The following is a 25,398-nucleotide window of genomic DNA, read 5'->3' as shown; positions in this document are numbered from 1 at the left end:
CGGGAAACAATCCAACGGCAGCACCCGTCAGATAACGGAGGACATCAAGCAGGGGTCATGATGTTGCCCTGTTGAAACCAGAGTCTTTTCCAGCGCTCTACCTTCTCGCTGGCGGATAGTATCTTCGGCGAAACCGGAATGCTCACGCCAAAGCGCACACCGCCATCGACAGCCCGGCTGTTTACGACAGTGAAACTCCGCCCCTCGCCTTGGTAATGAATGGCAACTAACACACCGCATGTCGCGCACACCAAACAATCCGCGATCCCCGCGCCTTGGCGATACCGCTTCACCATGTGCTCGTCTTGCAAAGGTTGGCCGAGGAACACTAAATGTTAATCGCAGCCCTGATCGATACAAGTGCGGAATGAATGCCATGTGTCAGGACCTCCACACAAAATGACAATGTCAAAATGCTTGCAAAATATTGCCAAAACGACTGTGGGGTGATGGGAGTATTGGCATAGGGAAAGCAGAGGGAACAAGCGGGACAAACTGGGACAAAGCGGGATGAACAAAGGCTTTCAGGGGTAGCGTTGCAAGAATTGCCAAAACGCGAAACGAAACCACAAAAAACAGCAAAGCCGCGACGATTCGCGGCTTTTTTGTCATCTATTGGCAAGCGTTGCAAAAATCAGGTCTGACGACCGAACCACACCACCTTGCCGATGATGGCCACGTCCTCAGCAGAGTTAGATAGGTCAACTTCAAACGGCGGATAGGCCGGGTTGGCACTGGACACCCTTATTTTCCCTGGGATGCGCTGTACCTGCTTGACCAGCAGCGCGTCATCCAGGCGAATCACATAGATGCCCTCTACGTTGGGATCACGGCGCGAGGTATCCAGCATGATCACATCGTGGTCCTTCAGCGTGGGCTCCATGGAATCCCCTTCCACGCTAATGATGGCCAAGTTGGCTGGATCGGCGTGCAGGTACTTAGACACCCAATATCGGCGGAACGCCATGGAGTGCATGTAATCCTCTTCGCTCAGCACCCTACCATTCCCGGCGCTGGCCTGGACACGGTAACGAGGGATGAACACGTACTCGGACAGATCAACCGGGCGCCCTTTGATGTCACAGACCTCTTCCTTAGCCGTGACAACACCCGTTTGAGCGTCATCGCCGAACAGAAACCAGTTCGCATCCACACCCAAAGTGGCAACAATCTTCCGTAAATTCTCGAAATTCGGCTCCCGCTCACCCGAAAAATAGTTCTGCATTGAACGATACGGGATGCCCGTCTTATCAGACAACGCCTTGATTGACATACCTTTTTCGGCAATCACCTGTTCCAGCCTAGCAGATACACTCATTTTTACACGCTCAATCTTGCACTTTTTGTTCATTCGGGTGTAATATCGCACTCAATCGAACGCATTCAACCGCAATCAAACGCATCCGCGCACAAGCGCAAAAGGACTTTTTACCACAAAAGGAGCAAGCCATGACCGGTAAGCAACTGAAGACAGCCAAGGAAATCAAGGCTGAGATGGAGGCAAAAGGCGTCAACCTCTCTGATTGGGCACGTCGTCACGACCTAGATCCACGCGTAGTCCTTGACGTGCTGAGCGGCCGCCGCAAGGGGAGAAATGGGGAAGCTCACAAAGCGGCAGTGCTTCTTGGCTTGAAGGATGGTGTTGTCGAAGAGTGATTGCCAACCCGGAAAGACAAGGTTGGCAATCAGGTTGGCAATGCTTCAGGGGTTTGCCAACCACGGTAAGACCATTGAATTTCAATGGGTAACGCAAAGGATACACGGCGAATGGGTACATCGAGCATGACTGAAGGTCGGCAAGAAAAACCTGCCGAACGCCCCGAGAGCAGTCTGCAAGGTTGGCAATCACCAGACAACCAATGGCTGACTTTGGAACAGGTAGCAGAACTGACAGGACTGGCAGACCGAACGATCCGCCACAACTGCAAACATGGCAAATACCAAACCAAGCTGGTCAACGCCAACGGCGGCGAGCAGTACCGCATCCTCGCGTCCAGCCTGCCGGAGGCGGCGTATCAGAAGTGGTGCCAGGAACAACTGGCCCGCATCGGCTACCAGACCGCCAGCCGGATGCCTGCCCTGCGGCCGGAGAACCAGGCCGACATGTGGAGCACCGACAAGCAACGCCTGACGGCCGACGCCCGCAAGGGAGTCGCCGCCCTGGTCGAGCGCACCATGGCCATGACCGGGCTGACCCAGCAGGCTGCTATCGCCTCGATCCTGGAACAGGCCGCCAAGGGCCAGCTCGACACGCACACCATGAAGCTGCTGTCGTGCGCCCGCGATCCACGCGGCAAAGCCGGCCTGCAGGTGGATGGTTATCTGCTGCCTTCGGCCCGCTCGCTGCTGCGCATGTTGTCGCAAGCCAAGCAGGTACTGACAGGCGACAACTCCACCTTAATTCCCAAAGTGCCTCAACCTAGCAGGCAGATACCGGCGTGGGCCAAAGCCTTCTTGGCAGCGTACCAGGTGCCGGCCAAGCCCAGCGTGGCGGCAGCCTACGAGGTGTTCAAGCAGGAGTGGCTGTCGCAGCACCCGCTGGGCACCCTGCCCTCGGTGCATCAGGTACGCCGCTTCCTGGACAAGCTAGGCAAGGTGGACAAGGAAACCGGGCGCAAGCTGCCGCGAGAACTGAAGGCAATGAAAGCCTTCGTGCGACGCGATACCAGCAATTTGTTGCCCACCGACGTGTACAGCATCGACGGCCATACCTTCGATGCCGAGGTGGAACACCCCTTCCACGGCCGGCCATTCCGGCCGGAGATCACGACGGTGATCGATGTGGCGACGCGCATGGTGGTAGGCATCAGCGCGGGGCTGAAGGAAGGCTGGATGAGCGTGCTGTCGGCCTTGCGCCATGGGGTGACGGTGCATGGCATCCCGGCGGTGGTGTATGTGGACAACGGGTCGGGCTACCAGAACGCCATGATGAAGAACGAGATCACCGGCTTCATGGGCCGCCTGGGCATCACGGTGACGCACTCGATTGCCTACAACTCGCAGGCTCGCGGGGTGATTGAGCGGGTGCAGAAGACGCTGTGGGTGGACGGCCTGGCCAAGCGCATGCCGACCTACATGGGCGCAGACATGGACCGCGAGGCGCGCCAGGTGGTGCACAAGATCACCCGGCAGGAGGTGAAGAAGCGCGGCGAGGCCATGACCAAGCTGCTGCCGAGCTGGAACCAGTTTTGGGAGATGGCGCTGGAGGAAGTGGATGGCTACAACCGCCGCCCTCACCGCAGCCTGCCCAAGGTGAGAGACGCCCAGACCGGCAAGTCGCGCAACATGACCCCGCTGGAAGCTTGGCAACGGGCGCAGGCGGACGGTTTCGAGGCGGTGACGGTGGGCAAGGACGAGGCCACCCTGTTGTTCATGCCGGAGGAAATCCGCGTGACGATGCGCGGCGAGCTGTCGCTGTTCAGCAATCGCTACTTTGCACCGGAGCTGGAGCCCTATACCGGTGAGCGGGTGCGGGTGGCCTTCGACCCTTACGACGCCAAACGGGTGATCGTCAAAACGATGGAAGGACGGGTGATTTGTGCGGCGCTGTTCGAGGCCAACAAGCGGGATTACTTCCCCACCTCCTTCGTCGAGCAGGCCGCCCGCAAGCGGGCTCAGAGCCGTGCCGACCGGCTGCAGAACCAGTTGGAGGAGGTGCAGGCCGAGCTGACCGCCGGCCGCGCCCTGGGCTTCATGCCGGGCGAGACGCTGCCGATGGACATCCCCGCCACTGGCCGGGTGATCGACATGCTGGAGGTGGTGAACGAGGAGCCGGAAGCCCCGGCCCTACAGGCGGCAGAGGTGCCGACGCTGTTGCCGGGCCGCAAGACCTGCCTGCCCACAGATGTGCTGATCGACAACGATCACGACCAGTACGTGTTCCTGATCCAACACGCCAGGGAGTGGACGGAACACGACGCAGCCTGGCTGATGGAATACGTGGCCGGTGACGGCTACGAGGACTTGGCCGAGCGCTACGCCTTCTTCGGGCAAGGCTGGAACCAGGAGCTGGAACACACCGCCCTGGCGGTACTGAAACAACAACGGAAGACGGGTTAAACGATGATGAACCGGAACAGCAAAGGAGTGGCCATGTAAACGGCACAGGGAGTACCCCGGACGGGGAAAAAACAGAGAGGGCCACGTACGTGGCCCTCGGGAGAATCTTTTTTGGCAGACAGCGCTGCAACGCTGTTCGCCAGGGGTTCGGCTTATCTAACCGCCGCTGCTCAACTCTCAGTTGGGTAACCCTGAGCAGCGGTTTTATTGGGGGTCATTCTGACATGCGAAAGCAGTTTGTCAAGACGACGAATTACCTGGCGTTCCAGAACGCCATCAAGGCGGTGGAGGCCCGTGGCGCGGCCGAGGCCGGCATGTTGCTGGTCACCGGCGAGGCCGGCTATGGCAAAAGTCACACCGTGGGCAGCTGGGCCGAGCAGACCGGTTCCATCTACCTGCGCGCCAACCAGGACTGGACGCCGCACTATTTCATGACCGAATTGGCAAAGGAGCTGCGCGTGGATACGCGGGGCTCGGGCGAGAAGCTATTCAACCGGCTGATCGCCGCCATGATCAATCCGGGCGCCGAGCCGACGCCGCTGGTGATCGACGAGGCCGACCACACGCTGACCCACGGCGCCGCCGTGCTGGAAAAAATCCGCGACTTCTCGGACCGGCTGGAGATGATCGTGGTGCTGGTGGGCATGGAGCAAATCCAGGCCAAGGTGGCACGCCACGCCCAGCTTTCCTCACGCATAGCCCGCGTGGTGCCGTTCGGCCCGGCGTCGCTGGAGGACGTGCGCCTGACCTGCGCGCAACTGGCCGAGGTGAAGATTGCCGACGATCTGGTAACGGAAATCCACCGCCAGGCAGGCGGTCGCATGCGCGAGGTGATGAACGCCATCGCCCTGGTCGAGGGCATGGCCCTGCGTAACCAGCGCGACAGCATCGGACTGGCCGACATCGCCGGCAAGCCGCTGGTGCATGACTGGCGCGGCCGCAAAACCGCCAAGACCCCTACCCCGCGTAGCGGCCAGTTCAGCGGGGGTCTGTGATGCACCTGAGAACACCCGTGCTCAAGACCTTGGCACTCAAGGGCCGCATGAGCATTCAGGAACTGGCCCAAGCCACCGGGCTGACGCTCAATGAGGTGCGCTCGGCCTGCCGGACCATGGTGCCGAAAAAGCTGATCATCCGCGAGGCGCCGGGCGTCTACCGCATCGGCTACCACGGCCAGAAAGCGCTGAAGGACAACGCGCCGGTACGCCGCAGCACGCTGGAGCCCAAGGTATGGCGCTCGATGCGCAACCTGCGCGTGTTCAGCGTGGCCGACATCCAGGGCCGCATCGATACCGGCGAGGGCCAGCGCACCCAATCCACGATCCGGGGCTACGTCAACGCGCTGGAACGCGCCGGCTACGTGGTGCGCATGCCGCGCCGTGCCGGCCCTGACGGGGTCATGCAGGAGCGCTGGACGATGGTGAACAACACCGGCTTCGAAGCCCCTGTATGGCGCCGCAACCGCTACGAGATTTACGACCCGAACACCCGCAAGACCGTATCCATTGCACATCAGAAGGAGGCCGCTTGATGAAGAGCTGGCAAGAACTGCTCAAGGCCGCCATCGAGCGCAGCAGCATCGCCAAAGTCGCGGGGGAGCTGGGCTACTCGCGCACCACCATTTCCCTGGTGAACGCCGGCAAGTACCCCGGCGACACCCGCCATGTGGAACGGCGCATCTACGAGCTGTACAGCCGTATCGACTGCCCGTTCACCGGCAACGAGATTTCGTCGCAGCAGTGCGCCGAGCGCGCCTGCGGTGGCGCGCCCACCAGCAACCCGCGTGCCCTGAAGCACTGGAGCTTCTGCCAGCAGTGCCCCAAGCGTCCCGAGAGCAAGGAGGAAGAGCAATGACCGCCGTTAACACCGTACCGAGCAACGTCAAAGTGAACGGGTTTTTCCTGCTGGGCGCGACCCGCCTAATGGAGGCGCTGGATTGGCTGGATAGCAAGGGTTACGCCCTGGTCGAGGTGCGCCACAACGCCGCCTGCCCGAGCAGCCCCACCGTGGTGATCCAGTGCGAAGCGAGCCTAGCCAAGCTGGTGGCCAAAGGCAAGGCAGCCTACTTCGGCGTGGGCCGCGACCCCCACACTGGCGGCCCCTACCGTGAAGGCCAGTTCAAGACGCCCAACGGCGTGCGGGTGGTCTGGACGGAAAGGGGGCACTGATGGGACGCATTGTCGACCAGGTGCGCGACGTGGTGGACGGGCTGGCCGAGTTTTCGGCCCCGGCACTGCGCAAGCGGCTGGAAGGCGTGAGCGGCCGGCAGATCGCCCACGCCCTGGGCTACCTGCTCCAACTGGGTGAAATCCGGGTGCTGCGGGTGACGCCCGCCCGTGCCGGTCACGGCGCCTTCAACGTCTATGCCAAAACGGCCGCATTCCTGGCGGTGCCGCGCAAGGTAGGACGCCGGGCCGAGGCCGACCAGGTTACGCCCTCCACCACAGCGGCCGCGCTGGCCCTGTCGCAGGCGCTGCACCACTTGGGCAGGAGGGTGGCATGAAGGTGAAATGCCCCGCCTGCGGCGCGGTGGCCAGCCTGGACGCCCTGCTCTCGCACGACGGCGCCCGCGAGGCGGTGCTGGTGGCGCTGCAGTTGCCGGCCCCGCTCGGCAAGCGGCTGATCCAGTACCTCGGCCTGTTCCGGCCCGCCACCCGCGAGCTGTCGTTCGACCGGCTGGCCACCCTGCTGGGCGAGTTGGTGGAGCCCCTGCAGAACCACCGCTTCAGCCGAGGCGGCCGGGACTGGGGCTTCACCAACGAGATGATGGCGGCCGCCCTGCAGGACATGCTGGACCGCCGCGACGCCGGCAAGCTGACCCTCCCCCTGAAAAGCCACGGCTACCTGTGGGAGGTGCTGGTGGGTCTATGTGACAAGCAGGAAGGCCGGAAGGAAAACGCCCGCGAAGACCAGCGCCGTTTCGCCCCCAGCGGCTGGCGCAAGACATCGGGGCCGGTTTCCGCCGCCGATGTGGCCAGTACCGCCGTACAGACAACGGAGGCTCGCCAGCGTGGCCTGCAAGCCATGCGCGACGCCTTGAACAAGACATCAACCTAGGAGCACACGATGCAGAACCAACCCAACTATGCCACTTACTGGAAGGACGCCAAGGGCCGGCTGACGCCGCCGGAGCTGGTCGCCCCCATCGACAAATTGCGTGACCAGACCGTACGACTGCTGGTGGACAAGGCATTGGCACTGAATTCCCAACTGCAGGAGTTCAAAAATCTCGCCTTCACCGACGTGGCGGCCCTGGTTTCCACCAGCGCAGAGCAGTACGGCGTGACCCTCGGCGGCGAGAAAGGCGGCGTGGTGCTGACCAGCTACGACGGCACGCTCAAGGTAGTGCGCTCATACCAAGACCGGATCGGTTTTGACGAGCGTATTAAAGCGGCCAAGGTTTTGATCGATGAGTGCCTCCTCGACTGGGGCACCAGCGCCCCGCCCGAGATGATAGCTATCGCCACTCGCACCTTCGAATCCGACCGGAGCGGCGACTTGCGCGTGTCTCGCATCCTGGAACTGCGCCGGCTGAATAGCAACGACGAACGGTGGCAGCGCGCCATGCAGATACTGGACGACGCCATGACGGTGGTTGGTACGGCCGGCTACATCCGGCTGTACCGGCGTGTCGGGGCCAACGACCAATGGCAGCCGATTTGTCTTGATTTGGCGGGGGTGTGAGGCCAGACCGCTGATCCGCCCGGCCTAGAGCCCGGTGTCGAGCCGGCCGCCGCTGAAGCGGCCGGTTCCGCAACGTGTTTTGACGGAGTCCACGATGAAGACCACCCACCGCCCTGCCCTGTTGGCCAAGGTGCACATTGCCCGCAAGGAGCTGGGGCTGCAGGACGACGCCTACCGTGCCCTGCTGGCCCAGGTGACCGGCAAGACCAGCGCCAAAGACCTGGACGACCAGGCGCTGGAAAAGGTGCTGGCCCACTTCAAGAAGTGTGGCTGGCAGCCTGCCAAATCGATCGCGAAAAAGCACGGCCAGCGGCCGCAGACCGTTAAAAGCCGGGAGGCATACATCGACAAGATCGAGGCGCTGCTGGCTGACGCCGGGCGGCACTGGAGCTACGCCCAGGCGCTGGCTAGCCGCATGTTCGGCGTGGAAAAACTGGAATGGTGCGACGACGGCCAGGTAAAGAGTGTCATGGTGGCGCTGGAGATCGAATCCCGCCGCCACGGCAGGGGCCGTTAGAATTCTCGGCGTGTAAACAATGGGCGTGTCATAACAACAGCGGGCTGATTAGCGACAGAGCTAATCGGCCCGCCGTCCTGATGAGGACGCCCGAGATGAAACTGGACGACGTAACCGAACTACTCCCTGAAAGCATTCAGGAGATTTCCCGCCTGATCGGCTACCCGGCCGCCTTGTCGCTGGTCGACACCTTCGGCGGCACCACCCTGGCCGTGGCCAAGGCCAGGACCGACAAGGGCATCGCCAACTTCCAGTACCTGGCCGAAGCCATCGGCCAGCGCGAGGCCGAAACCCTGACCCGCCACTACGGCGGCGACATGCTCTATATCCCGCGCTGCTACGAGGCCCTGCAGGAGCTGCGCGACCGCGAACTGCGCCGCCGCTTCGACGAGATGTGTGCCGATCACTCGGCCAACTGGTCCGTCCAGCAGTTGGCCTTGCACTTCAAGCTGGCCGACCGCACCGTGTGGCGGATACTCAAGCGGCCAGCCCGGATGGCCGCACCGGAACAGCCGGCGTTGTTCTAGCACCACCTCTCTGGGGCATGAGCAGCCTTCCACAGCTCAATGGCGTTGTTGTTTTAGGCTGAGTTATCTAACCTTAGATGAGGCATGCGTACTAGACATACAAATAATACAGCCGCACCATGGCACCTATGGCTGTTCAACAACTCAGCATGGAACGAGTGATGCGGCATACCTAGTGGCACTTCAACTACTGAGGGCTCAGTTTTTGACGCCAAGCGCCATCAGCAAACCATTTCACATCAAGGGCTCATACTACTGGCGATCCTAAACTTAGGAGACTAGCAGCATGCAGATTCCTACCCTTTATAAAGGTGCCGGTCCGGGGACATACTGGCACATTCATGATGCACGGCAAGGTGGTCTGACATGTGCGGGAAGCCGGGCGCAGACAGCTAATGCTGTTGTTTGCCACATAACGGCTTACTCAAATCCATCCCCATACATCTCTCTAACAACATCGTTTGCAATCGCACGCACATATGCGCTTATGGGACCAGCAGGGATTGCCACCCCGAATAGCCCTGGTTTCGTCTACGAAATAGACCTGTCTACCATTGGGCTAAATTATCGCTTGGTTAACCCTATAGCAGAAATATCAAATACCGATTTAGCGCATGAGCACACCGGAGACCAGCGTTTGATTGTTGCGGTGGCTGACAGATACTTTAATAATTTGGCAACCAGGTCAGTACCCCACGCTGGGGGTCAGATGTACCCACCGCACATAGCCAATCGATTTAGGGCTTTGGTATTTGCAGCACGGGATGCAGAGTTCCTTATGAACTCTGTACCGGCCAGCTGCATTGTTGCTCGACATACAGTTACTTAAGCCCGGAGATGCGACATGGAAACAGTCCTTTTTCAGCCTGAAATCAAACTCACACCTGACCTAAAGGCAATACGCGCCTGGGTGCCAGAAGGGGCAATCGTTCTTGTTGAGCTACAGGCAACATCTGAAGGGATTGTCCGCTCCCGCCTAGATATTGACAAGGTCATGTTTATTGATCATATCCCAGAAAAAATTACCGAAGAAATCATTCAAAAATTAATAGACACCTTAATATCCAAACTCAAAAACACGAATGCCAGCTAAAGCCCACCATCTTCCCAGGGTGTTTCTGCACGACCTCACCGACAACACCCCCGCCTGACATTATGGGTCTGCGCGACTTACTCACCCTTGGCAGATCGAGAAGTTAGCTAGCTTTTCTACTCATAAGGCGGGACAACGCCTTATTGAGTTCAGCCTCATCTTTCAGTGATTGAGCAAGTCTTTCAGATAGCTCCGCCAATACGATGCGAATACTGCTTGCGACTTCCAAACACTCTTCGTCAGTCCTTAGATGTAAACCATCACTTAGTGCGGAGTGCAATAGCGAAAGTGGGTTGTGGCCATTGATCAATAGAGCCTGGGGTATAGCGTCCTTTACGCTCAACAATGCTTTGCTAAATTGCGTCTCGGTCTTTGCCTCCTCAAGCAGCTGGATCGCCTCCGGATTAGCGCCCACCTTCTTCGACACCTTGATTACTTCATCAAGTATCCGATTCTTTTGGCTCTCTACAACGCGCCTGTAGTAAACAAAAGCCCCCACCCCTAATCCCTGGTTCTCACAGCGTCTCCCTTTCAAGAAAAGCTCTCGATCAGGGCCGATCAACTTAACTAGTCTAGATGCCGTAGGTGGGCCATACTCCGGCAACTCTCCAAACTTGAAGCATTTCCCAGATAAACAGCCTTCGTCTCGCTGAGCCGCGAGCGAGAATGTTTTTTCCGTATGCCGGCAGTTCGAGCAAACGTAGGAAATGTAGCAATAGTGGTAACTATCATAAGGTATGTCGGGAACTGAGCGGGTAGAGCTGCGAAAAAAGCGGACACCATTGCAAGTATCTCTTGGACAATGCAGTTGTATGTCCGGCAGAAATAGCTGAAAACCCGCGACCGAACCATTTGAATAATACTTATGCTTAGAAAGATCAGCAATATTCATCAAACTACCCGGCGGAACGCTCTCCAAAAACTCAGAGAACAACATTGCAGAGGGTTCCTCATGAATATCAGATTGGTTTTGTTCAGTCATGGCGAGACGATCCTGAAAGCTAATTTTTTTAGTTAGCCGCACTGCGCGTACTTAGCTCAGATTTCTTGAGCCCTCTTACATTTGACATGTAAGGGTTAGACTTCATCATATCGGTCCTGCGTCTTGGGGCGAAGCAGATATGCAAGAATTAACCCAATCGGCCACCAGCTTGCCGTCCTTAAGCCTTCATTGAAGAGTCCCACCCAGCAAAATAGAGCACCAACGACAAAGGACAATGAGCTTGAACTGAGCAAGATGGATGAGACTTCGGCATGGATTAGCTCTCTCCAATGATACGCCTTCACCTCTGCTAAGATGCTCCCAGATTGGTGAGAGAGCAGGGAGATCACTAGGTAGAGAAGAAAGCCACCTGCAACAGGAATCCCAACCTGCTTGTAGTCAACAAACCGAGCAAGCGCGTCAAAGTTTGCTTGCGTGAAATGCGCATCAAAGCCGCCGGCTCTTGTCAGCGCTGACCAAGCGAGAACCACAATGGCCATGGATACAAACAATAGATGATTGGCAACTGCGCGCTGGGAAAAACTACTCGGCTTAGGAGGAAGGTAGCGCATCTGGTCTCCATAGTGCGGGCTGCGGTGTGATAGGTTAGCTTCACAATGTTAGATATCTACCAATCATAAACAAAATACGTCATCAGTCCATACGCCCCCTCCATTGTTTTCTCTCTGACACCTTACCACTAAGCCCATCCAGCCGGCCCCGCCACAATCGACAGCATCCACAAGTAAAAGGATGCCGTCATGGCCAGCCGCCGTATCGAAGACCTTCACCCCGACCTGCAGCCCTTGTGCCGCGAGTTCCTGCGCCGCTGCGAGGCCGCAGGGGTGGACCCGCTCATTACCTGCACGTGGCGCTCTGGCGTCGAACAAGATCAGCTCTATGCCCAAGGCCGTAATGGCCAGCCCGGCCCGCGCGTAACCAACGCCCGTGCCGGCCAATCCGCGCACAACGCCACCATCAAGGACAAACCTGCCGCCCGCGCTTTTGACGTGGTGCCGCTGGTAGGCGGCAAGCCGATGTGGGATGCCAATCATCCGCACTGGCAGGTCATGGGCCGGATCGGCGAGTCCCTCGGGCTCACCTGGTACGGCAACCCGCGCGCCAAGTTCCGCGAGATGCCCCACTTCCAATTGGCCAAGGGGTATCAGTGATGCGCCTGATAGACAACTGGAAGCGCGCCCACCGGCTGTGGTCGGTGCGGCTCACCGCCCTGGTGGCGTTCATCACCGCGCTCGAAGCACTGCAGCCGCAGCTCGCGGCAGTGCTGCCGGCGCATTGGTACGGCTGGGCAATGCTCGTTATCGGTGTGGCCCGCGTCATCAAGCAGGAGGCCGGCAATGCTTGACCTCAAAGACTGGCTGATCGTGGGCGCCGTGTCTGGCGCCGTCGTCGCCGGCTACGGCTTCGGCAGCTCGCACACAGCCAGCGTCTACAAGGCCCACCTCGCCACCCAAGCCGAGAACCATGCACGCGATCTGAATGCCGTCTCCGACGCCAAGGCCGCCGAGCTGGCCGGCGCCCTGGTCGAGCAGCAGAAGCTGGCCGACCAAGCGCACAAGCTGGGCTGGGAGCTGATCCAGACCCGCGCCCGCCTGGCCGACACCCAATCCCAACTGAAGCAAAGGATTCCCGATGCGATACGCACTGATGGCCCGCATTGGACTGGCCTTGGCCCTGACAGCCTGCGCCTCTACCAGTCCGCCCTCGGCTACACCCCAAGTGATCCAGGTGTGCCCGCAGCCGACGCCGGAAACGCTGACCAAGCCGGTCAAGCCGCTGGCACCGACGAAGGGCTACCGCCTGAAGACCTTCTCGCCCACTCCGCCGACTACGGCGAGTGGTGCCAGCGGCTCGACGCCCAACTCGACACCCTGATCAACCTGCACCGGAAGGATGGCGATGGACCCCTTTGACCGCGCCCAGGAACTGGAGATGGAGGAGCGCGAGGCAGCCATCGCCGCCGCCCGCGATCTGGTGGGGCGCGGCGTATCGGCCAGCGAGTGTGATGACTGCGGCGTGCCCATCCCGCCGGCCCGGCAGTTGGCCGCTCCCGGCTGCACCCGCTGCGTCGATTGCCAAAACGTGCGCGAAAGGAGTCGCCGATGACGTTAACGCTGGAGCTATGGCAGGTGATCACCCTGCTGTTGGCCATCCTCGCTGGCTTCTGGACCGTGGCCAAGATTTTGGGCGGCGTGGTGGGCCGCAACATCGACGAGAAGTTCGGCGCGGTCGCCAAGTCGCAGGAGCTGACGTCCGCCACGCTGGAAGCCCACCGCGCCAAGCTGGTCGACCTGGAAAAAGACCTGCTCAAGCTGATGGCGGCGCTGCCGCTGGAGTACGTACGCCGCGAGGACTTCATCCGTAACCAAACCACCATTGAGGCCAAGCTGGACGGCGTTGCCCACAGCCTGCAGCAGCTGGCCCTGACAGGGAAAACGACATGCTGAATGCCATCGACCCCGCCAAAGCCCGCCGCGAGTCCATGCGCTGGGCGATCCTGCTGACCTTGAACAATGCCCGCCCGATTGGTGCCCACGAGGTGCTGATCCTGTCCACCATCCAGGGTATCTACCCGGACGTGACGGCGCTGGAGCTGCGCCGCGAGCTGGACTACCTGGCCGACCGCTGTCTGCTGGAAATCAAGCGTGACCCGTCCGGCCCCTGGACGGCGGACCTGACCCGGCTCGGCGTCGACATCGTGGAGTACACGGTGGACTGCCAGCCCGGCATTGCCCGCCCGGCCAAGTACTTCTGAGGTCGCCATGCCACCCCGTTCCAAAATCACCGCGCTGCCGCCAGAGGTGAAAGCCTGGCTGGATAGCGCCTTGGTCGACGGCGACTTTTCCGGCTACGAGGCGCTGGCCGCCGAGCTGCGCGACAAGGGCTACGACATCAGCAAGAGCGCCATCCACCGCTATGGCCAGGAGTTCGAAGACCGGCTGTCAGCGCTGAAGCTGGCCAGCCAACAGGCGCGTGCCGTGGTGGAGGCTGCCCCGGATAACGAGGGCGCCGTCAACGAGGCACTGATGCGCCTGGTGCAGGAGAAGCTGTTCCAGCTGCTGATGGCCCAGGAAGGCCAGATCGATCTGCCCAAGGTGGCCAAAGCCGTGGCCGAGCTGGGCAAGGCATCGGTCGTGCAGAAGAAATGGCAGACCGAGGTGCGCGAGAAAGCCCGCGCGGCTGCCGACGCCGCCGAGGCGTTGGTCAGCAAGTGCGGCTTGTCCGGCAACACCGTGCAGCAGATTCGCAAGATGATCCTGGGGATCGCCGAATGACGCTGCCCATCCATCTACCCAACACCGCCGGAGCCGCTGTCCCGGCGGTATTGCTGCCCTACCAGCAACGCTGGGTGGCCGACCCGTCACCGCTCAAGGTCATCGAGAAGTCGCGCCGTACCGGCCTGACCTGGGGCGAGGCGTCCGACGACGTGCTGACCGCCGCCGCCGAGAAGTCGGCCGGCGGCCAGAACGTCTATTACATCGCGTACAACCAGGACATGACCATCGAGTACATCGAGGCATGCACGATGTGGGCCAAAGCGTTCGACTACGCCGCCGGCCAGATCGTGGAAGGCATCTGGGATGACGAGGCCGACCGCGACAAGAACATCAAGACCTACACCATCCGCTTCCCATCCGGGCACCGCATCGTGGCGCTGTCGTCGCGCCCGTCCAACCTGCGCGGCCGCCAGGGCATCATCGTCATTGACGAGGCAGCGTTCCACGAACAGTTGCAGGAGCTGCTGGACGCAGCCATGGCCATGCTGATCTGGGGCGGCAAGGTGCGGGTGATTTCCACCCACTACGGCGTCGACAACCCGTTCAATGAGTTGATCAAGGACATCCGTGGCGGCAAGCGTGCCGGCACCGTGCACCGGCTGGAGTTCAAGCAGGCTGTGAGTGAAGGTCTCTATCACCGCGTCTGCCTGCGCCTGGGTAAGCCATACAACGCGGCCGAGGAAGCCGCCTGGGTGGCCGGGGTGTACTCGTTCTACGGCAGCGGGGCCGGCCAGGAGCTGGACTGCATCCCGACCAACTCGGCCGGCAGCTATTTCAGCCGGGCCTTGCTGGAGAGCCGGGCCAGCGAGGCCACGCCGGTGCTACGCATCGCCCGCGCCGACGCCTTCACTCTGCTGCCGGAGAAGGTGCGCGAGGCCGACATCAAGGAATGGTGCGACACCGAGCTGAAGCCGCTGCTGGACAAGCTGCCGAAGAACGCCAGGTCGTTCCTGGGCGAAGACTTCGCCCGCAAGGGTGACCTCACCATTCTGGTGCCGCTGATCCGGCTGGGCCTGCGCCGCCGCGTGCCGTTCCAGGTTGAGATTCGCAACATGCCGTTCGATCAGCAGCGCCAGATCCTGTTCTACATCCTGGATAGCCTACCCACCTTTCTGGCGGCCGCCCTGGACGCCCGAGGCAACGGCCAGTACCTGGCCGAGAAGGCAACTCAGAAGTACGGTGCCACCCGCATCCACAGCATCCAGGCGACCGAGGCGTTCTACCTGGACAACTTCCCCAAGCTCAAGACCGCGCTCGAGGACGGCACGCTGCACGACCTGCCGGCCGACGAGGACGTGCTGACCGACTACCGCCAGGTGCAGCTGATCCGGGGTATCCCGCGCGTATCCGAAACCCGCACCCAGGAGAAAGGCGACGGCGGCCAGGCCAGCGGCAAGCGCCACGGCGACAGCGCCATCGCCCTGCTGATGGCGGATTACGCCAGCCGCAACGAGGCGGCGCCGATTGAGTTCGAGTCCGCCCCACGCGGCCAGCACCGGGACGGTGACGCCGACGAGGAATACGCCGGCTTCGGTACCGGAGCCTGGTAAACCAAGGTGACAAACATGCCGAAAATCGTTGATCAATACGGCCAGCCGATCCAGCGCGAGGTGCTGGCCGAAGAGCAGACCGCTCGCGTGGGCTGGATAACGCGCGAGTTCGCTGAACACCCGTCGCGTGGCCTGACGCCGCCCAAGCTGCATCGTATTCTGGAAGACGCCGAGCGCGGCGATCTGGTGGCACAGGCCGACCTGTTCGTGGATATGGAAGAGAAGGACGGCCACATCTTCGCCGAGATGAGCAAGCGCAAGCGCGCCATCCTGACGCTGGACTGGAGCGTCGAGCCGCCGCGCAACGCCAGCGCCGCCGAGCAGAAACAGGCCGAACAGCTGCAGGAGTGGCTATCCGACCTGGCTGACTTCGACGACGTGCTGCTGGATTGCCTGGACGGCATCGGTCACGGTTTTGCCGCACTGGAGATCGCCTGGCAGCGGCTCGGCAGCGACTGGCTGCCGAAGGGGCTGTCCCACCGCCCGCAACGCTGGTTCCAGACCCTGCCGCACGATGGCAACGCCCTGCGCCTGCGCGACGGTTCGTTCGAGGGCGCCGAGCTGTGGCCGTTCGGCTGGGTGGTACACAAGCACAAGGCCAAGTCGGGCTACCTGACCCGCGCCGGCCTGCACCGGGTGCTGGCGTGGCCGTACCTGTTCAAGAACTACAGCGTGCGCGACCTAGCCGAGTTTCTGGAAATTTACGGTCTGCCACTGCGGGTGGGGAAATACCCGGCCGGCGCGACCAAGGAGGAAAAAGCCACGCTGCTGCGTGCCGTGGCCGAGATCGGCCATAACGCGGCCGGCATCATTCCCGACGGGATGCTGATCGAGTTCCAGAACGCCGCCCAAGGCAGCGAGGAGCCGTTCCAGGCGATGATTGACTGGTGCGAGCGCACCCAGTCCAAGGCCATCCTCGGCGGTACGCTGACCAGCCAGGCCGATGGCAAGTCGTCGACCAACGCGCTCGGCAACGTGCACAACGAGGTGCGCCACGATCTGCTGGTTTCCGACGCGCGCCAGCTCGCCGGCACCCTGACCCGTGATCTGCTCTATCCGTTGGCGGCGCTCAACTTCGGCGACGTCGACCCACGCCGCCTGCCGCGCCTGGTGTTCGACGTGCGCGAGCCGGAAGACCTCAAGCTGTACGCCGAAGCGCTGCCGGAGCTGGTCGGTCTGGGCGTAGAAGTTCCGGTCGACTGGGTGCACAACAAGCTGGCGATTCCCAAGCCGAAGAAGGGAGAAAAGGTGCTCACCGCGCCGCGCCCGGAAATGGCGTTGCCGCCCGAACTACGGCCTATGCCAAAAACCATGCAAAACGGCCAGGCTGCCGCCAGTCTGCAGTACCACGCCGTGCTCACCAACGCCCAGGGCGAGGTGGTGTACCCGGACCAGGCAGCCCTGGATGCAATCACCCTGCCGGCCGACACCCTCAACGCCGGCATGGGGCAGTTGCTGGCTCCGGCGATCCAGGCGATCCGCAACGGCGCCACGCCGGACGACGCCATCGAGGCGCTGGTGGCAGCCTACCCGGGGATGGACGACGGTGCCGTGTCCGAGTTGCTGGCTCGCGCCATCTTCGTGGCCGACGTATGGGGACGGGTAAATGCCGACCGCTGATCTGTCCTACGCCATCGGCCTGCCACCCGAGGAGGCGATCCGCTATTTCGAAGGCAAGGGCTACGCCATCGGCTTCAAGTGGCAGGACGTCTGGGCCGAAGCGCATGCCAGGGCGTTCACCGTGGCCGGCATAACCAAACTCGACGTATTAACCGACATTCGGGGCGCCTTGACCGAGGCGATCAAGAATGGAGAAACACTGGCCGACTTCCAAAACCGGTTGCAGCCGCTGCTGGAAGCCAAGGGCTGGTGGGGCAAGGGGCGCGTGGTCGACCAGGACACCGGCGAGATTCACGGCAAGCGCCTCAATCCGCGTCGGCTGGAAACCATCTTCCGCACCAATCTGCAGTCGGCCTACATGGCCGGGCGCTACCAGGAGCAGTTGGCCAACGCCGAGGCACGGCCGTATTGGGAGTACGTCGCGGTGCTGGACAACCGCACCCGGCCGGCGCACCGCAACCTGCACGGCCGCGTGTTCCGCTACGACGACCCATTCTGGCAGCGCTTCTATCCCCCCAACGGCTGGAACTGCCGCTGCCGCGTGCGCACCCGCAGCCAGCGCGATATGGACCGGCTGAACCTGGTCGAGTCGAGCAGCAAGGGCCGGATGGAGACCGTTGACCAAGTGGTCGACCGCAAGGGCACCACCCGGCCGGCGCCGGCCTTCAACGATCCGGCCACCGGCCAGCGCTTCATGGCGGACGCCGGCTTCGGCTACAACCCTGGTCGGGCAGCCTACCAGCCCGAGCTGGACCGTTACCCGGTCGACGTGGCGCGCCAGTACGTCCAGGGCTCCCTGACCGGGCCTGACTTCGCCCGCTGGTACCAGACGCTGGAGAACCAGGTGGCCAAGGGGCTCACCGATCAGCAGCCAGTGGCCGCACTGCGCCAGGCGCTGGCCGTGGGCCAGAAGTACCCGGTCGCGGTGCTGGCCGGCGACGACATGGAACGCCTCGGCAGCCAGAGCCAGACGGTATGGCTGTCGGACGAGACCCTGGTCAAGCAGTTGGCGCACCGCGACAGCCAGCCGGTGGCCTTGGCCGATTACTGGCGCGTTCAGGCGGTGCTGGAACGGCCGCAACTGGTGATCGAGGAGAAGGCGCTGCACCTGAAGTTCGTCAACCGCCAGGGGCGCTGGTGGGTAGCAGTGGTCAAGGTGACGCGGGACGGTCGGGAAAACTACCTGCAGTCGTTCTACACCACCAGCGACAAGGAAGTCGCCAGGCTGAAGAAGAGCGGCAAGATCATTTGGGAGGGATAGCCTCGGGAGGGGCTCCCAGCACCCTCACGCGATCCACCTTGCGGCGTTCTACGGCAGGGAGATTCACCGTGTTTCCGAGGCTGATCTGAGTATACGCCATGATAGACATCAAGATCGACAGCACAGACGTCTTGGGCGCCCTGGAGCGACTGGAGAAGGCCGTCGTCGAACGGGCTCCGCTGATGCGCAACCTCGCCGCCATCATGGCCGACGCGGTCGAGGAGAACTTCGCCCAGGAAGGCCGGCCCACCTGGCAGGGGCTGAAACCCAACCCGCGCCGGGCAGGCGGCAAGATTCTGCAGGATAGCGGCCGGCTCGCTTCCTCCATCGTCTCGGTCAGCGACAACAACAACGCCGTTGTCGGCACCAACGTCAAGTACGCCGCCATCCACCAGTTTGGTGGCCAGACCCGGCCGCACGAGATCAGACCACGTAACAAGAAGGCACTGGCCTTCGGGGGCCGGGTGGTCAAGAAGGTCAACCACCCCGGCAGCAACATCCCGGCGCGGCCGTTCCTGGCGCTGACCGACCAGGACGTGAACGAGATCGAGGCGACGGTGGAGGACTACCTGCGGCGGACTGTTGGGAGCTGAAAGCGGAAATCGACAGAAACGGGCTGTGGCAGGGTTTTGGTAGGAAGGCATGCAATGGCATGCCCTACTGGGTATGCGTCATTTCTAACGGCGTTCTAACGGGGTAGCATATGGCATCTTTGTAATACATCAAGGTTGCCATGGATATTGGAGTTGAAGCTGATAAGGTTCTGACTTGGGTAGAGCATCTCTTCACGCTAGCCCTTGCTTTCCAAATTGGACGGAAGGGCATGCAACAGATCAAGGTACGCTGGAGAGAGCGGCGACTAAAAAAGATCGACCGATTAACGGCCCAGAGGGATGCAATGGATGAGCTGGTGAACTCACCGACCCAGGCGTTAGGAGTTATCGGAGAAGGACTCACCCAGTTTCTGTTCTGCTTCTTTATCTTGGTATTTCTGTTCTTCATCGCAAAAGAAGCGACGTCTCCTGCCCGGCCACTAACTGGCGCCGAGATATTCTTCAGGGTCACCCTCGTGGTCGAAATCACATTCCTCTCCATCGCTGAATATCTTGTATGCAGCCGCTTGATGGAAGTCTGTCGATACCTGAAGAACCCGGCAGAGGAAAGGAAAAAGTTTACTGACAAGATTAAGTTGGAAACAAAGCTGCATGATATTTACTCGATAAAGGCGTAAGCCCTACTGACACTCCTCGCCTCCATCCTCTTCCACCATGCCCCGCACACTGCGGGGCATGGCACATCTAGCACCCCTCATCGCCGCTCTGACGGTTGAACTCTCCCCAGGACAGCAAGCTGTGAAGCTACTGCCGGCCGGGGACTTCCGCGCCCGCGACGGCCGCCCCGCCGAGTGCGCCGCCTGGCGTTTGGATGAAGTGTTGGCCGCAATCCTGATCGCCGAAGCCAACCAACGGGAAACGCGCTATGTAATCGACTACGAGCACCAGACCCTGCGCAGCGAAAAAAACGGCCAGCCCGCGCCCGCTTCCGGTTGGTTCCACACGCTGGAATGGCGCGAGGACGGCCTCTACGCCACCGACGTCGAGTGGACGGCCAAGGCGGCCGCGATGATCGAGGCCAGGGAATACCTCTACCTCTCCCCTGTTTTCACCTACGACAAGCAGGGCCGTGTCACCGGCCTGCTGCATGTCGCCCTGACCAATAACCCGGCACTGGACGAACTGCCTGAACTGCAGGTGGCGGCCTTGTCGCGTCTGGTTTCCTTAACCCAGTCCGTTACCCAGGAGGAATCCGCGATGGACGAACTGATCGAGCAGCTGCGCTGGCTGCTCAACCTGCCCGTCGGTGCTACCGCCGACGACATCAAGGCCCAACTGCAGAAGCTGGTCGAACAGCTTTCCAACGGCCAGGGCACCGCTGCGGCCAGCGTCGATCTGGTCAATCTGGTCAGCACCCAGCAGCAGCGTATCGCCGCACTGTCGGCCACTCAGGCCGACCCGGCCCGCTTCGTGTCGGTCGACACCATGCGCGAGCTGCAGAGCCAGGTCGCCGCACTCACCACCCAGCTGCAGGGGCGCGAAGTCGATGAGCTGGTGACGGCGGCACTGTCCGACGGCCGCCTGCTGGCCGCCCAGGAGGGCTGGGCGCGCGATCTGGGCAAGTCGAACCTGACCGCGCTGCAGGGCTACCTCGCCACCGCGCCGAAGATCGCGGCGCTGTCGGGCACCCAAACCCAAGGCAACCCGCCTGCAGACAATCCGGTGGCCGGCCTCGACGCCGATACGCTGGCAGTTTGCAGCATGTTTGGCAACGACCCGGCTGCCGTCGCGGCCGCACTGAAAGGGTAAGTCATGCCGGCAACGAACCAAGACCGTAACACCCCGCACAAGGGCGGCGAACTGATCGTCGCCCCCGTGGCGGCGGGTGTCTCCATCCCGGCCGGCACCATCGTGTGCGCCAGCGCTACCGGCTTCGCTACGCCAGGCGTGACCGCCACCACGCTGGCCTACCTCGGCATGGCCGACGCCAACGTCGATAACAGCGCCGGGGCGGATGGCGCCGTCAGCGTGCCGGTGCGCCGTGGTCGGGCTTTCAAGTGGGCCAACGACGCGGGCGATCCGGTCACCCAGGCCAGCCTCGGCCGTGCCTGCTACATCGTCGACAACCAGACCGTCGCCAAGACCAACGGCGGCAACACCCGCTCGCAAGCCGGAACCGTCGTCGCACTCGATGCCGACGGCGTGTGGGTCATCTAAGGGAGTACACATTCATGATCGTAAACGCTTCCACCCTGAAGGCGATCTTCGTCAACCTGAAGACCACCTTCAACAATGCCTTCGATGCCGCGCCGAGCCAGTGGCAGAAGATCGCCATGCTGGTGCCGTCCTCGGCCCGCTCCAACGACTACAAGTGGCTGTCCAACTTCCCGCGCATGCAGAAGTGGATCGGCGAGAAGGCGGTCAAGTCGCTGGCCGCTTCGGGCTACAGCATCACCAACGATGACTTCGAAGCCACCGTCGAGGTCGACCGCAACGACATCGATGACGACAACCTCGGCATCTACGCGCCGCAGGCGCAGATGGCCGGCCACTCGGCGAAGCAGCTGCCGGACGAAATTGTGTTCGAGCTGGTCAACAAGGCATTCACCAGCATGTGCTATGACGGCCAGTACTTCATCGACACCGATCACCCGGTGGCCGGGCAGTCCGTGTCGAACAAGGGCACCAAGAAGCTGTCGGCTGCCTCGCTGGACGCGGCCGAGGCCAGCCTGGGCGTCGCCTTTGCTGCCATCGAGCGCTTCAAGGACGACGAGGGCCGCCCGCTCAACATCACCCCGAACGTGTTGCTGGTGCCGCCGACGCTGCGCTCTGCCGCCACCATCCTGGCCACCTCGGACAAGCTGGGCGGACAGGACCCCAACCCGTACAAGGGCAAGTTCGAAGTGGTGGTCGATGCGCGCCTGACCTCGGACACCGCCTGGTTCCTGCTGGACACCACCAAGCCGATCAAGCCGTTCATCTACCAGGAGCGCAAGAAGCCGGTGTTCGTCGAACAGACCGACCCGCAGTCCGACAACGTGTTCATGCGCAAGAAGTTCAAGTTCGGAGCCGAAGCGCGTGCGGCCGGGGGCTACGGCTTCTGGCAGCTCGCCTACGGCTCTGACGGTTCTGAGGCATAAGCGAGGGGGTGATCATGGCAGGAGCTAAATCCAAGGTCACCCCGGCCGCCCCGGCCGAGGGTGAAGCCCAGCAGGACGCTGGGACACAGATCGAGCAGCAGCAAGCAGCGGATGCCGCGACCCCACCGGTCGACCCGCAGAACGCCGACCAGGGCGTGGCCAGCGACAACCAGGTGGAGCAGGAGCCGGCACCGCAGGTGGAGCAACACGCCGCCCTGGAGCCAACGCCTACCGAAGCCTTGGCCGGCCTGTTCGAGCCCAACGCCATCGAGGTGGTGGCCAAGTGTGAGAGCTTCCGTCGTGCCGGTCGCGTGTTCACCCGCACCGCCTCGACGATCCGCCTTGCTGACCTGACCGAGGATGAGTTCAAGCTGCTGTATGAGGAGCCGATGCTGGCCGTCCAACTGACCCATCTCGCCGAGGAGGATTGATCGTGTACGCCACCCGCGACGACATGGTGAAGCGCTTCGGCGAGAAGGAAGTCATTGCCCTGACCGACCGTGACTACACCGGGCAGATCGACGACACGGTGCTGAGCGAGGCGCTGGCGGATGCCGGCGTGGAGATCGACGGCTATATCGGCGGCCGCTATCCGCTGCCGCTGGCACAGCCGCCGAAGATCCTCACCGGTTACGCCTGCGACATCGCCCGCTACCGCTTATGCGGCAGCAGTACCCAGCTGACCGAGGACATCCGCGACCGCTACCGCGACGCGGTGAAGTTCCTGGAGCTGGCGGCCAACGGCAAGGTGACGCTCGGCGGCATGCCGGGCGGCGGCCCGGCCCCGACCGACAACACGGTGCAGTTCGCCTCAGGGTCGCGGGTGTTCGCCCGTGACGGCGGAGCGTTCTGATGATCCTGATCCAGACCGAGGACGCCATCATTGCGCGTCTGCGGCTCGGCCTCGGCCGCATGGTGCGCGAGGTCGGCAGCTACGGCGGCGAGCTGGACGAGGGGCTCGAGGAAGCGATCCGGCGTTTCCCGGCCGCTTGGGTCACCTTCGGCGGCGTCATCAAGACTGAGCCCTACAGCACCAGCCGCCGGAAGTTCATGGCGACCGGGCAGTTCATGGTGATGGTGGGCGAGCGCAACGTGCGCAGCGAAGCCGCCAGTCGAGTAGGCGGTCCCGCCCAAGGCGAGGTCGGCAGCTACCCACTGGTCTATGCCGTGCGTCGCCTGCTGTCGGCCCAGGATCTCGGCCTGCCCATCGAGGCGCTGACGCCGGGTCGGGTGCGCACACTGTTTAACACCCGGCTGGAACGCCAGGCGTTTTCGGTGTTCGCCTGCGAGTTCCAGACCGCCTGGATCGAAGAGGCGCTGCCGCTGGGGCACTGGCCCAGCCCGCAGGCACAGGATGACTCGGATTCGGTGTTCGCCCGCTACCAGGGCAAGCTCGGCCAGCCCGACCCCGACTGGCTGCGAACCGGCCTCCATTACCACCTGACCCCGGACGACGGCATCGCCGACGCCCAGGACATCCTGACGAGGAGCAATCCATGAAAGTGAAAGCCGCACCCGGCCTGCAGGTGCCGAAAGAGGACAAGCCGCGCGAATACATCACCGACGCCGAGCCGGTCGAGGTGCCGAACAGCGCTTATTACCTGCGCATCGTGGCCGAGGGCGACCTGGTCACGGTGACTGACGACACCAATGCCAAAACGAGCGCAAAGAAAGGGGGTGAATGATGCCCAGCCCAAACATCAGCTTTGACAGCATCCCGTCCAGCATCCGCAAGCCGGGCAAGTATTTCGAGTTCAACACCCGACTGGCGGTGCGCACCCTGCCGGGTAACCTGCAGAAGGTATTGGCCGTGGGGCAGCGACTGGCCAGCGGCAGCCACCCGGCGCTGGAGCCGGTCGACGTGTTCAGCGACGAGCAGGCCGCCCAGCTGTTCGGCCGGGGTTCCTACGCCCACCTGATGGCACGTGCCGCAATCACCGCCAACCCTTATTTGCAGCTAACCCTGATCGCGGTCGACGATGCGGCGGCCGGGGTGGCGGCGACGGGCTCCGTGACGCTGGGCGGCCCGGCGACCAGCAGCGGCGTGGTCAGTCTGTACGTCGGAACCACCCGCGTCGACGTGGCCGTGACCAGCGGTGATGCCGCCTCCACCGTCGCCTCGGCACTCAAGGCCTCCCTGGACAAGCAGACCGACCTGCCGGTGACGGCGGCGGCGGCAGGTACAGTGGTCACGCTGAACGCGCGTCATAAGGGCGCGGCCGGCAACGGCATCAAGCTCAAGGCCGTCAGCACGGCGGCCGGCGTCACCGCCGCCGTGGTGGCCATGGCGAATGGCGCCGTCGACCCCGACCTGACCCCGGCGCTGGCCACCATGGTCGGCGCCGGCCACCACATCGTGGTCAGCCCGTTCGCCGACCAGGCCAGCCTGACCGCCGTGCGCAGCCATCTGGAATTCGTCTCCGGGCCAATGGAGCAGCGCGGCGCGATTGCCGCCTTCGGCTGGCCGGGCACCTTGGCCAGCGGCACCACCCTGGCCGGCCAGATTAACAGCGGCCGGATCACCGGGGCCTGGCATCGCGGCTCGGCCAAGCTGCCGTGCGAGATCGCCGCCGGCTACGCCGCCGTGCTGGCCAGCGAGGAAGACCCGGCCCGCCCGCTCAACACGCTGGAGCTGAAGGGCCTCGACGTCACCGGCCTGACCGACCGTCCGAGCCGCACCGAGCAGGAGAATGCCCTCTACAACGGTCTGACCCCGCTGGAGATCGGCCCCGGCGACCGCGTGCAGATCGTGCGCGCCATCAGCACCTACACCAAGGACGCCCAGGGCATCGACGACGTGGCGCTGCTCGACATCACCACCATCCGCACCCTGGACTACGTGCGCAAGGCATGCCGCGAACGCATCGCGCTGCGCTTCCCGCGCGAGAAGCTCAGCGAACGCACGCCCGACAAGGTGCGCTCCGAACTGTACGACGTGCTGCTCAAGCTGGAGGAGCTGGAGATTGTCGAGAACGTCGAGGCGAACAAGGCCGGTCTGCTGGTCGAGCGTGACAGCCAGGACGCGAACCGGCTCGACGCCAAGATCCCGACCGACGTGGTGAACGGCCTGCACGTGTTCGCCGGCCGCATCGACCTGCTGCTGTAACAACCA

The 25,398-nt window shown here is 62.4% G+C and carries 35 protein-coding genes; 32 read left to right on the top strand and 3 right to left on the bottom strand.

Annotation, left to right across the window (positions count from 1 at the left end):
• Window positions 1–634: 634 nt before the first annotated feature.
• Window positions 635–1,318 carry a helix-turn-helix transcriptional regulator gene (locus PSEMAI1_RS0107385; RefSeq protein ID WP_198019589.1) on the bottom strand — a complete coding sequence of 228 codons (684 nt, stop codon included), beginning with the start codon at window positions 1,316–1,318 and terminating at the stop codon, window positions 635–637.
• A 131-nt stretch (window positions 1,319–1,449) separates the two neighbouring features.
• On the opposite strand from PSEMAI1_RS0107385, the gene PSEMAI1_RS0107380 reads away from it, so the two are divergent.
• From PSEMAI1_RS0107380 to PSEMAI1_RS0107325, 12 genes are all read left to right on the top strand, one after another.
• Window positions 1,450–1,656 (top strand): DNA-binding protein, encoded by a 207-nt coding sequence (locus tag PSEMAI1_RS0107380; RefSeq protein WP_024302257.1) that lies wholly within the window; start codon window positions 1,450–1,452, stop codon window positions 1,654–1,656.
• Between the two features lie 213 nt (window positions 1,657–1,869).
• Window positions 1,870–4,059 carry a Mu transposase C-terminal domain-containing protein gene (locus PSEMAI1_RS20515; RefSeq protein ID WP_024302256.1) on the top strand — a complete coding sequence of 730 codons (2,190 nt, stop codon included), beginning with the start codon at window positions 1,870–1,872 and terminating at the stop codon, window positions 4,057–4,059.
• Window positions 4,060–4,283: 224 nt separating this feature from the next.
• The gene (locus PSEMAI1_RS0107370) at window positions 4,284–5,054 is read left to right on the top strand and encodes an AAA family ATPase (protein ID WP_024302255.1); all 771 of its coding nucleotides are present in this window, start codon (window positions 4,284–4,286) and stop codon (window positions 5,052–5,054) included.
• Window positions 5,054–5,590 carry a hypothetical protein gene (locus PSEMAI1_RS0107365; protein ID WP_156943100.1) on the top strand — a complete coding sequence of 179 codons (537 nt, stop codon included), beginning with the start codon at window positions 5,054–5,056 and terminating at the stop codon, window positions 5,588–5,590. Before PSEMAI1_RS0107370 ends, PSEMAI1_RS0107365 begins: the two co-directional genes overlap by 1 nt.
• Window positions 5,590–5,913 carry a hypothetical protein gene (locus tag PSEMAI1_RS0107360; RefSeq protein WP_029770543.1) on the top strand — a complete coding sequence of 108 codons (324 nt, stop codon included), beginning with the start codon at window positions 5,590–5,592 and terminating at the stop codon, window positions 5,911–5,913. The genes PSEMAI1_RS0107365 and PSEMAI1_RS0107360 overlap by 1 nt, the downstream gene beginning before the upstream one ends.
• The gene (locus PSEMAI1_RS0107355) at window positions 5,910–6,227 is read left to right on the top strand and encodes a hypothetical protein (RefSeq protein WP_024302252.1); all 318 of its coding nucleotides are present in this window, start codon (window positions 5,910–5,912) and stop codon (window positions 6,225–6,227) included. Before PSEMAI1_RS0107360 ends, PSEMAI1_RS0107355 begins: the two co-directional genes overlap by 4 nt.
• Window positions 6,227–6,562 (top strand): hypothetical protein, encoded by a 336-nt coding sequence (locus PSEMAI1_RS0107350; protein WP_024302251.1) that lies wholly within the window; start codon window positions 6,227–6,229, stop codon window positions 6,560–6,562. The genes PSEMAI1_RS0107355 and PSEMAI1_RS0107350 overlap by 1 nt, the downstream gene beginning before the upstream one ends.
• Complete coding sequence (locus tag PSEMAI1_RS0107345; protein WP_024302250.1) at window positions 6,559–7,116, top strand: hypothetical protein; 558 nt, start codon at window positions 6,559–6,561, stop codon at window positions 7,114–7,116. Before PSEMAI1_RS0107350 ends, PSEMAI1_RS0107345 begins: the two co-directional genes overlap by 4 nt.
• 9 nt (window positions 7,117–7,125) lie before the next feature.
• Window positions 7,126–7,743: a DUF3164 family protein gene (locus tag PSEMAI1_RS0107340; protein ID WP_024302249.1), complete on the top strand. Its 618-nt coding sequence runs from the start codon at window positions 7,126–7,128 to the stop codon at window positions 7,741–7,743.
• A 94-nt stretch (window positions 7,744–7,837) separates the two neighbouring features.
• Window positions 7,838–8,260, top strand: coding sequence for a gp16 family protein (locus PSEMAI1_RS0107335; protein WP_024302248.1), 423 nt, complete (start codon window positions 7,838–7,840; stop codon window positions 8,258–8,260).
• 95 nt (window positions 8,261–8,355) lie between these two features.
• Window positions 8,356–8,787, top strand: a complete 432-nt coding sequence (locus PSEMAI1_RS0107330; protein ID WP_024302247.1) for a Mor transcription activator family protein — start codon at window positions 8,356–8,358, stop codon at window positions 8,785–8,787.
• Window positions 8,788–9,631: 844 nt separating this feature from the next.
• The gene (locus tag PSEMAI1_RS0107325) at window positions 9,632–9,880 is read left to right on the top strand and encodes a hypothetical protein (RefSeq protein WP_024302246.1); all 249 of its coding nucleotides are present in this window, start codon (window positions 9,632–9,634) and stop codon (window positions 9,878–9,880) included.
• Between the two features lie 103 nt (window positions 9,881–9,983).
• Here the strand turns inward: PSEMAI1_RS0107325 and PSEMAI1_RS0107320 are convergent, their stop codons facing one another.
• Together PSEMAI1_RS0107320 and PSEMAI1_RS0107315 are read right to left on the bottom strand one after the other, a co-directional pair.
• Complete coding sequence (locus PSEMAI1_RS0107320; RefSeq protein WP_029770540.1) at window positions 9,984–10,862, bottom strand: hypothetical protein; 879 nt, start codon at window positions 10,860–10,862, stop codon at window positions 9,984–9,986.
• A gap of 95 nt (window positions 10,863–10,957) precedes the next feature.
• Window positions 10,958–11,434, bottom strand: coding sequence for a hypothetical protein (locus tag PSEMAI1_RS0107315; protein ID WP_024302244.1), 477 nt, complete (start codon window positions 11,432–11,434; stop codon window positions 10,958–10,960).
• Between the two features lie 189 nt (window positions 11,435–11,623).
• On the opposite strand from PSEMAI1_RS0107315, the gene PSEMAI1_RS0107310 reads away from it, so the two are divergent.
• The 20 genes from PSEMAI1_RS0107310 to PSEMAI1_RS0107215 all read left to right on the top strand — a co-directional run bounded on the left by PSEMAI1_RS0107310 (window position 11,624) and on the right by PSEMAI1_RS0107215 (window position 25,392).
• Entirely contained in the window at window positions 11,624–12,034 is a 411-nt protein-coding gene (locus tag PSEMAI1_RS0107310; RefSeq protein WP_024302243.1) for a M15 family metallopeptidase, read from the top strand.
• A complete protein-coding gene (locus PSEMAI1_RS0107305) occupies window positions 12,034–12,228 on the top strand; it encodes a hypothetical protein (RefSeq protein ID WP_024302242.1) in 195 nt (64 codons plus the stop codon). Before PSEMAI1_RS0107310 ends, PSEMAI1_RS0107305 begins: the two co-directional genes overlap by 1 nt.
• Complete coding sequence (locus tag PSEMAI1_RS0107300; protein WP_029770539.1) at window positions 12,221–12,796, top strand: hypothetical protein; 576 nt, start codon at window positions 12,221–12,223, stop codon at window positions 12,794–12,796. The genes PSEMAI1_RS0107305 and PSEMAI1_RS0107300 overlap by 8 nt, the downstream gene beginning before the upstream one ends.
• Window positions 12,783–12,989, top strand: a complete 207-nt coding sequence (locus PSEMAI1_RS0107295) for a TraR/DksA family transcriptional regulator (RefSeq protein ID WP_024302239.1) — start codon at window positions 12,783–12,785, stop codon at window positions 12,987–12,989. The genes PSEMAI1_RS0107300 and PSEMAI1_RS0107295 overlap by 14 nt, the downstream gene beginning before the upstream one ends.
• Window positions 12,986–13,330, top strand: a complete 345-nt coding sequence (locus PSEMAI1_RS0107290; RefSeq protein WP_024302238.1) for a hypothetical protein — start codon at window positions 12,986–12,988, stop codon at window positions 13,328–13,330. Before PSEMAI1_RS0107295 ends, PSEMAI1_RS0107290 begins: the two co-directional genes overlap by 4 nt.
• On the top strand, window positions 13,324–13,638 hold the full coding sequence (locus tag PSEMAI1_RS0107285; RefSeq protein ID WP_029770538.1) for a hypothetical protein: 315 nt from the start codon (window positions 13,324–13,326) through the stop codon (window positions 13,636–13,638). The genes PSEMAI1_RS0107290 and PSEMAI1_RS0107285 overlap by 7 nt, the downstream gene beginning before the upstream one ends.
• A 7-nt stretch (window positions 13,639–13,645) precedes the next feature.
• Window positions 13,646–14,158: a DUF3486 family protein gene (locus PSEMAI1_RS0107280; protein WP_024302236.1), complete on the top strand. Its 513-nt coding sequence runs from the start codon at window positions 13,646–13,648 to the stop codon at window positions 14,156–14,158.
• Window positions 14,155–15,711 (top strand): hypothetical protein, encoded by a 1,557-nt coding sequence (locus PSEMAI1_RS0107275; RefSeq protein ID WP_024302235.1) that lies wholly within the window; start codon window positions 14,155–14,157, stop codon window positions 15,709–15,711. The genes PSEMAI1_RS0107280 and PSEMAI1_RS0107275 overlap by 4 nt, the downstream gene beginning before the upstream one ends.
• Before the next feature lie 15 nt (window positions 15,712–15,726).
• Window positions 15,727–17,331 carry a DUF935 domain-containing protein gene (locus PSEMAI1_RS0107270; RefSeq protein WP_024302234.1) on the top strand — a complete coding sequence of 535 codons (1,605 nt, stop codon included), beginning with the start codon at window positions 15,727–15,729 and terminating at the stop codon, window positions 17,329–17,331.
• Window positions 17,318–18,592 (top strand): phage minor head protein, encoded by a 1,275-nt coding sequence (locus PSEMAI1_RS21990; protein ID WP_024302233.1) that lies wholly within the window; start codon window positions 17,318–17,320, stop codon window positions 18,590–18,592. Before PSEMAI1_RS0107270 ends, PSEMAI1_RS21990 begins: the two co-directional genes overlap by 14 nt.
• Before the next feature lie 98 nt (window positions 18,593–18,690).
• Window positions 18,691–19,185: a phage virion morphogenesis protein gene (locus tag PSEMAI1_RS0107260; RefSeq protein ID WP_024302232.1), complete on the top strand. Its 495-nt coding sequence runs from the start codon at window positions 18,691–18,693 to the stop codon at window positions 19,183–19,185.
• Window positions 19,186–19,325: 140 nt separating this feature from the next.
• Window positions 19,326–19,823 carry a hypothetical protein gene (locus PSEMAI1_RS0107255; RefSeq protein ID WP_024302231.1) on the top strand — a complete coding sequence of 166 codons (498 nt, stop codon included), beginning with the start codon at window positions 19,326–19,328 and terminating at the stop codon, window positions 19,821–19,823.
• Window positions 19,824–19,944: 121 nt separating this feature from the next.
• Window positions 19,945–20,955, top strand: coding sequence for a phage protease (locus PSEMAI1_RS0107250; protein WP_198019588.1), 1,011 nt, complete (start codon window positions 19,945–19,947; stop codon window positions 20,953–20,955).
• 3 nt (window positions 20,956–20,958) lie between these two features.
• Window positions 20,959–21,363 carry a hypothetical protein gene (locus PSEMAI1_RS0107245; RefSeq protein WP_024302229.1) on the top strand — a complete coding sequence of 135 codons (405 nt, stop codon included), beginning with the start codon at window positions 20,959–20,961 and terminating at the stop codon, window positions 21,361–21,363.
• A 14-nt stretch (window positions 21,364–21,377) separates the two neighbouring features.
• Window positions 21,378–22,286, top strand: a complete 909-nt coding sequence (locus PSEMAI1_RS0107240; protein ID WP_024302228.1) for a Mu-like prophage major head subunit gpT family protein — start codon at window positions 21,378–21,380, stop codon at window positions 22,284–22,286.
• A 14-nt stretch (window positions 22,287–22,300) separates the two neighbouring features.
• Window positions 22,301–22,717 (top strand): hypothetical protein, encoded by a 417-nt coding sequence (locus PSEMAI1_RS0107235; RefSeq protein WP_156943099.1) that lies wholly within the window; start codon window positions 22,301–22,303, stop codon window positions 22,715–22,717.
• Window positions 22,718–22,719: 2 nt separating this feature from the next.
• The gene (locus PSEMAI1_RS0107230; RefSeq protein ID WP_024302226.1) at window positions 22,720–23,139 is read left to right on the top strand and encodes a gp436 family protein; all 420 of its coding nucleotides are present in this window, start codon (window positions 22,720–22,722) and stop codon (window positions 23,137–23,139) included.
• Window positions 23,139–23,786, top strand: a complete 648-nt coding sequence (locus tag PSEMAI1_RS0107225; RefSeq protein ID WP_029770537.1) for a DUF1834 family protein — start codon at window positions 23,139–23,141, stop codon at window positions 23,784–23,786. Before PSEMAI1_RS0107230 ends, PSEMAI1_RS0107225 begins: the two co-directional genes overlap by 1 nt.
• Window positions 23,783–23,971, top strand: coding sequence for a DUF2635 domain-containing protein (locus PSEMAI1_RS0107220; protein ID WP_024302224.1), 189 nt, complete (start codon window positions 23,783–23,785; stop codon window positions 23,969–23,971). Before PSEMAI1_RS0107225 ends, PSEMAI1_RS0107220 begins: the two co-directional genes overlap by 4 nt.
• Window positions 23,971–25,392: a phage tail sheath subtilisin-like domain-containing protein gene (locus PSEMAI1_RS0107215; protein WP_024302223.1), complete on the top strand. Its 1,422-nt coding sequence runs from the start codon at window positions 23,971–23,973 to the stop codon at window positions 25,390–25,392. The genes PSEMAI1_RS0107220 and PSEMAI1_RS0107215 overlap by 1 nt, the downstream gene beginning before the upstream one ends.
• Window positions 25,393–25,398: the final 6 nt, after the last annotated feature.

The sequence above is a fragment of the Pseudogulbenkiania sp. MAI-1 genome (assembly GCF_000527175.1).
GTDB lineage: Bacteria > Pseudomonadota > Gammaproteobacteria > Burkholderiales > Chromobacteriaceae > Pseudogulbenkiania.
Note: the sequence above shows the minus strand (reverse complement) of the source record. Positions and strands in the feature narration are given on the sequence as shown.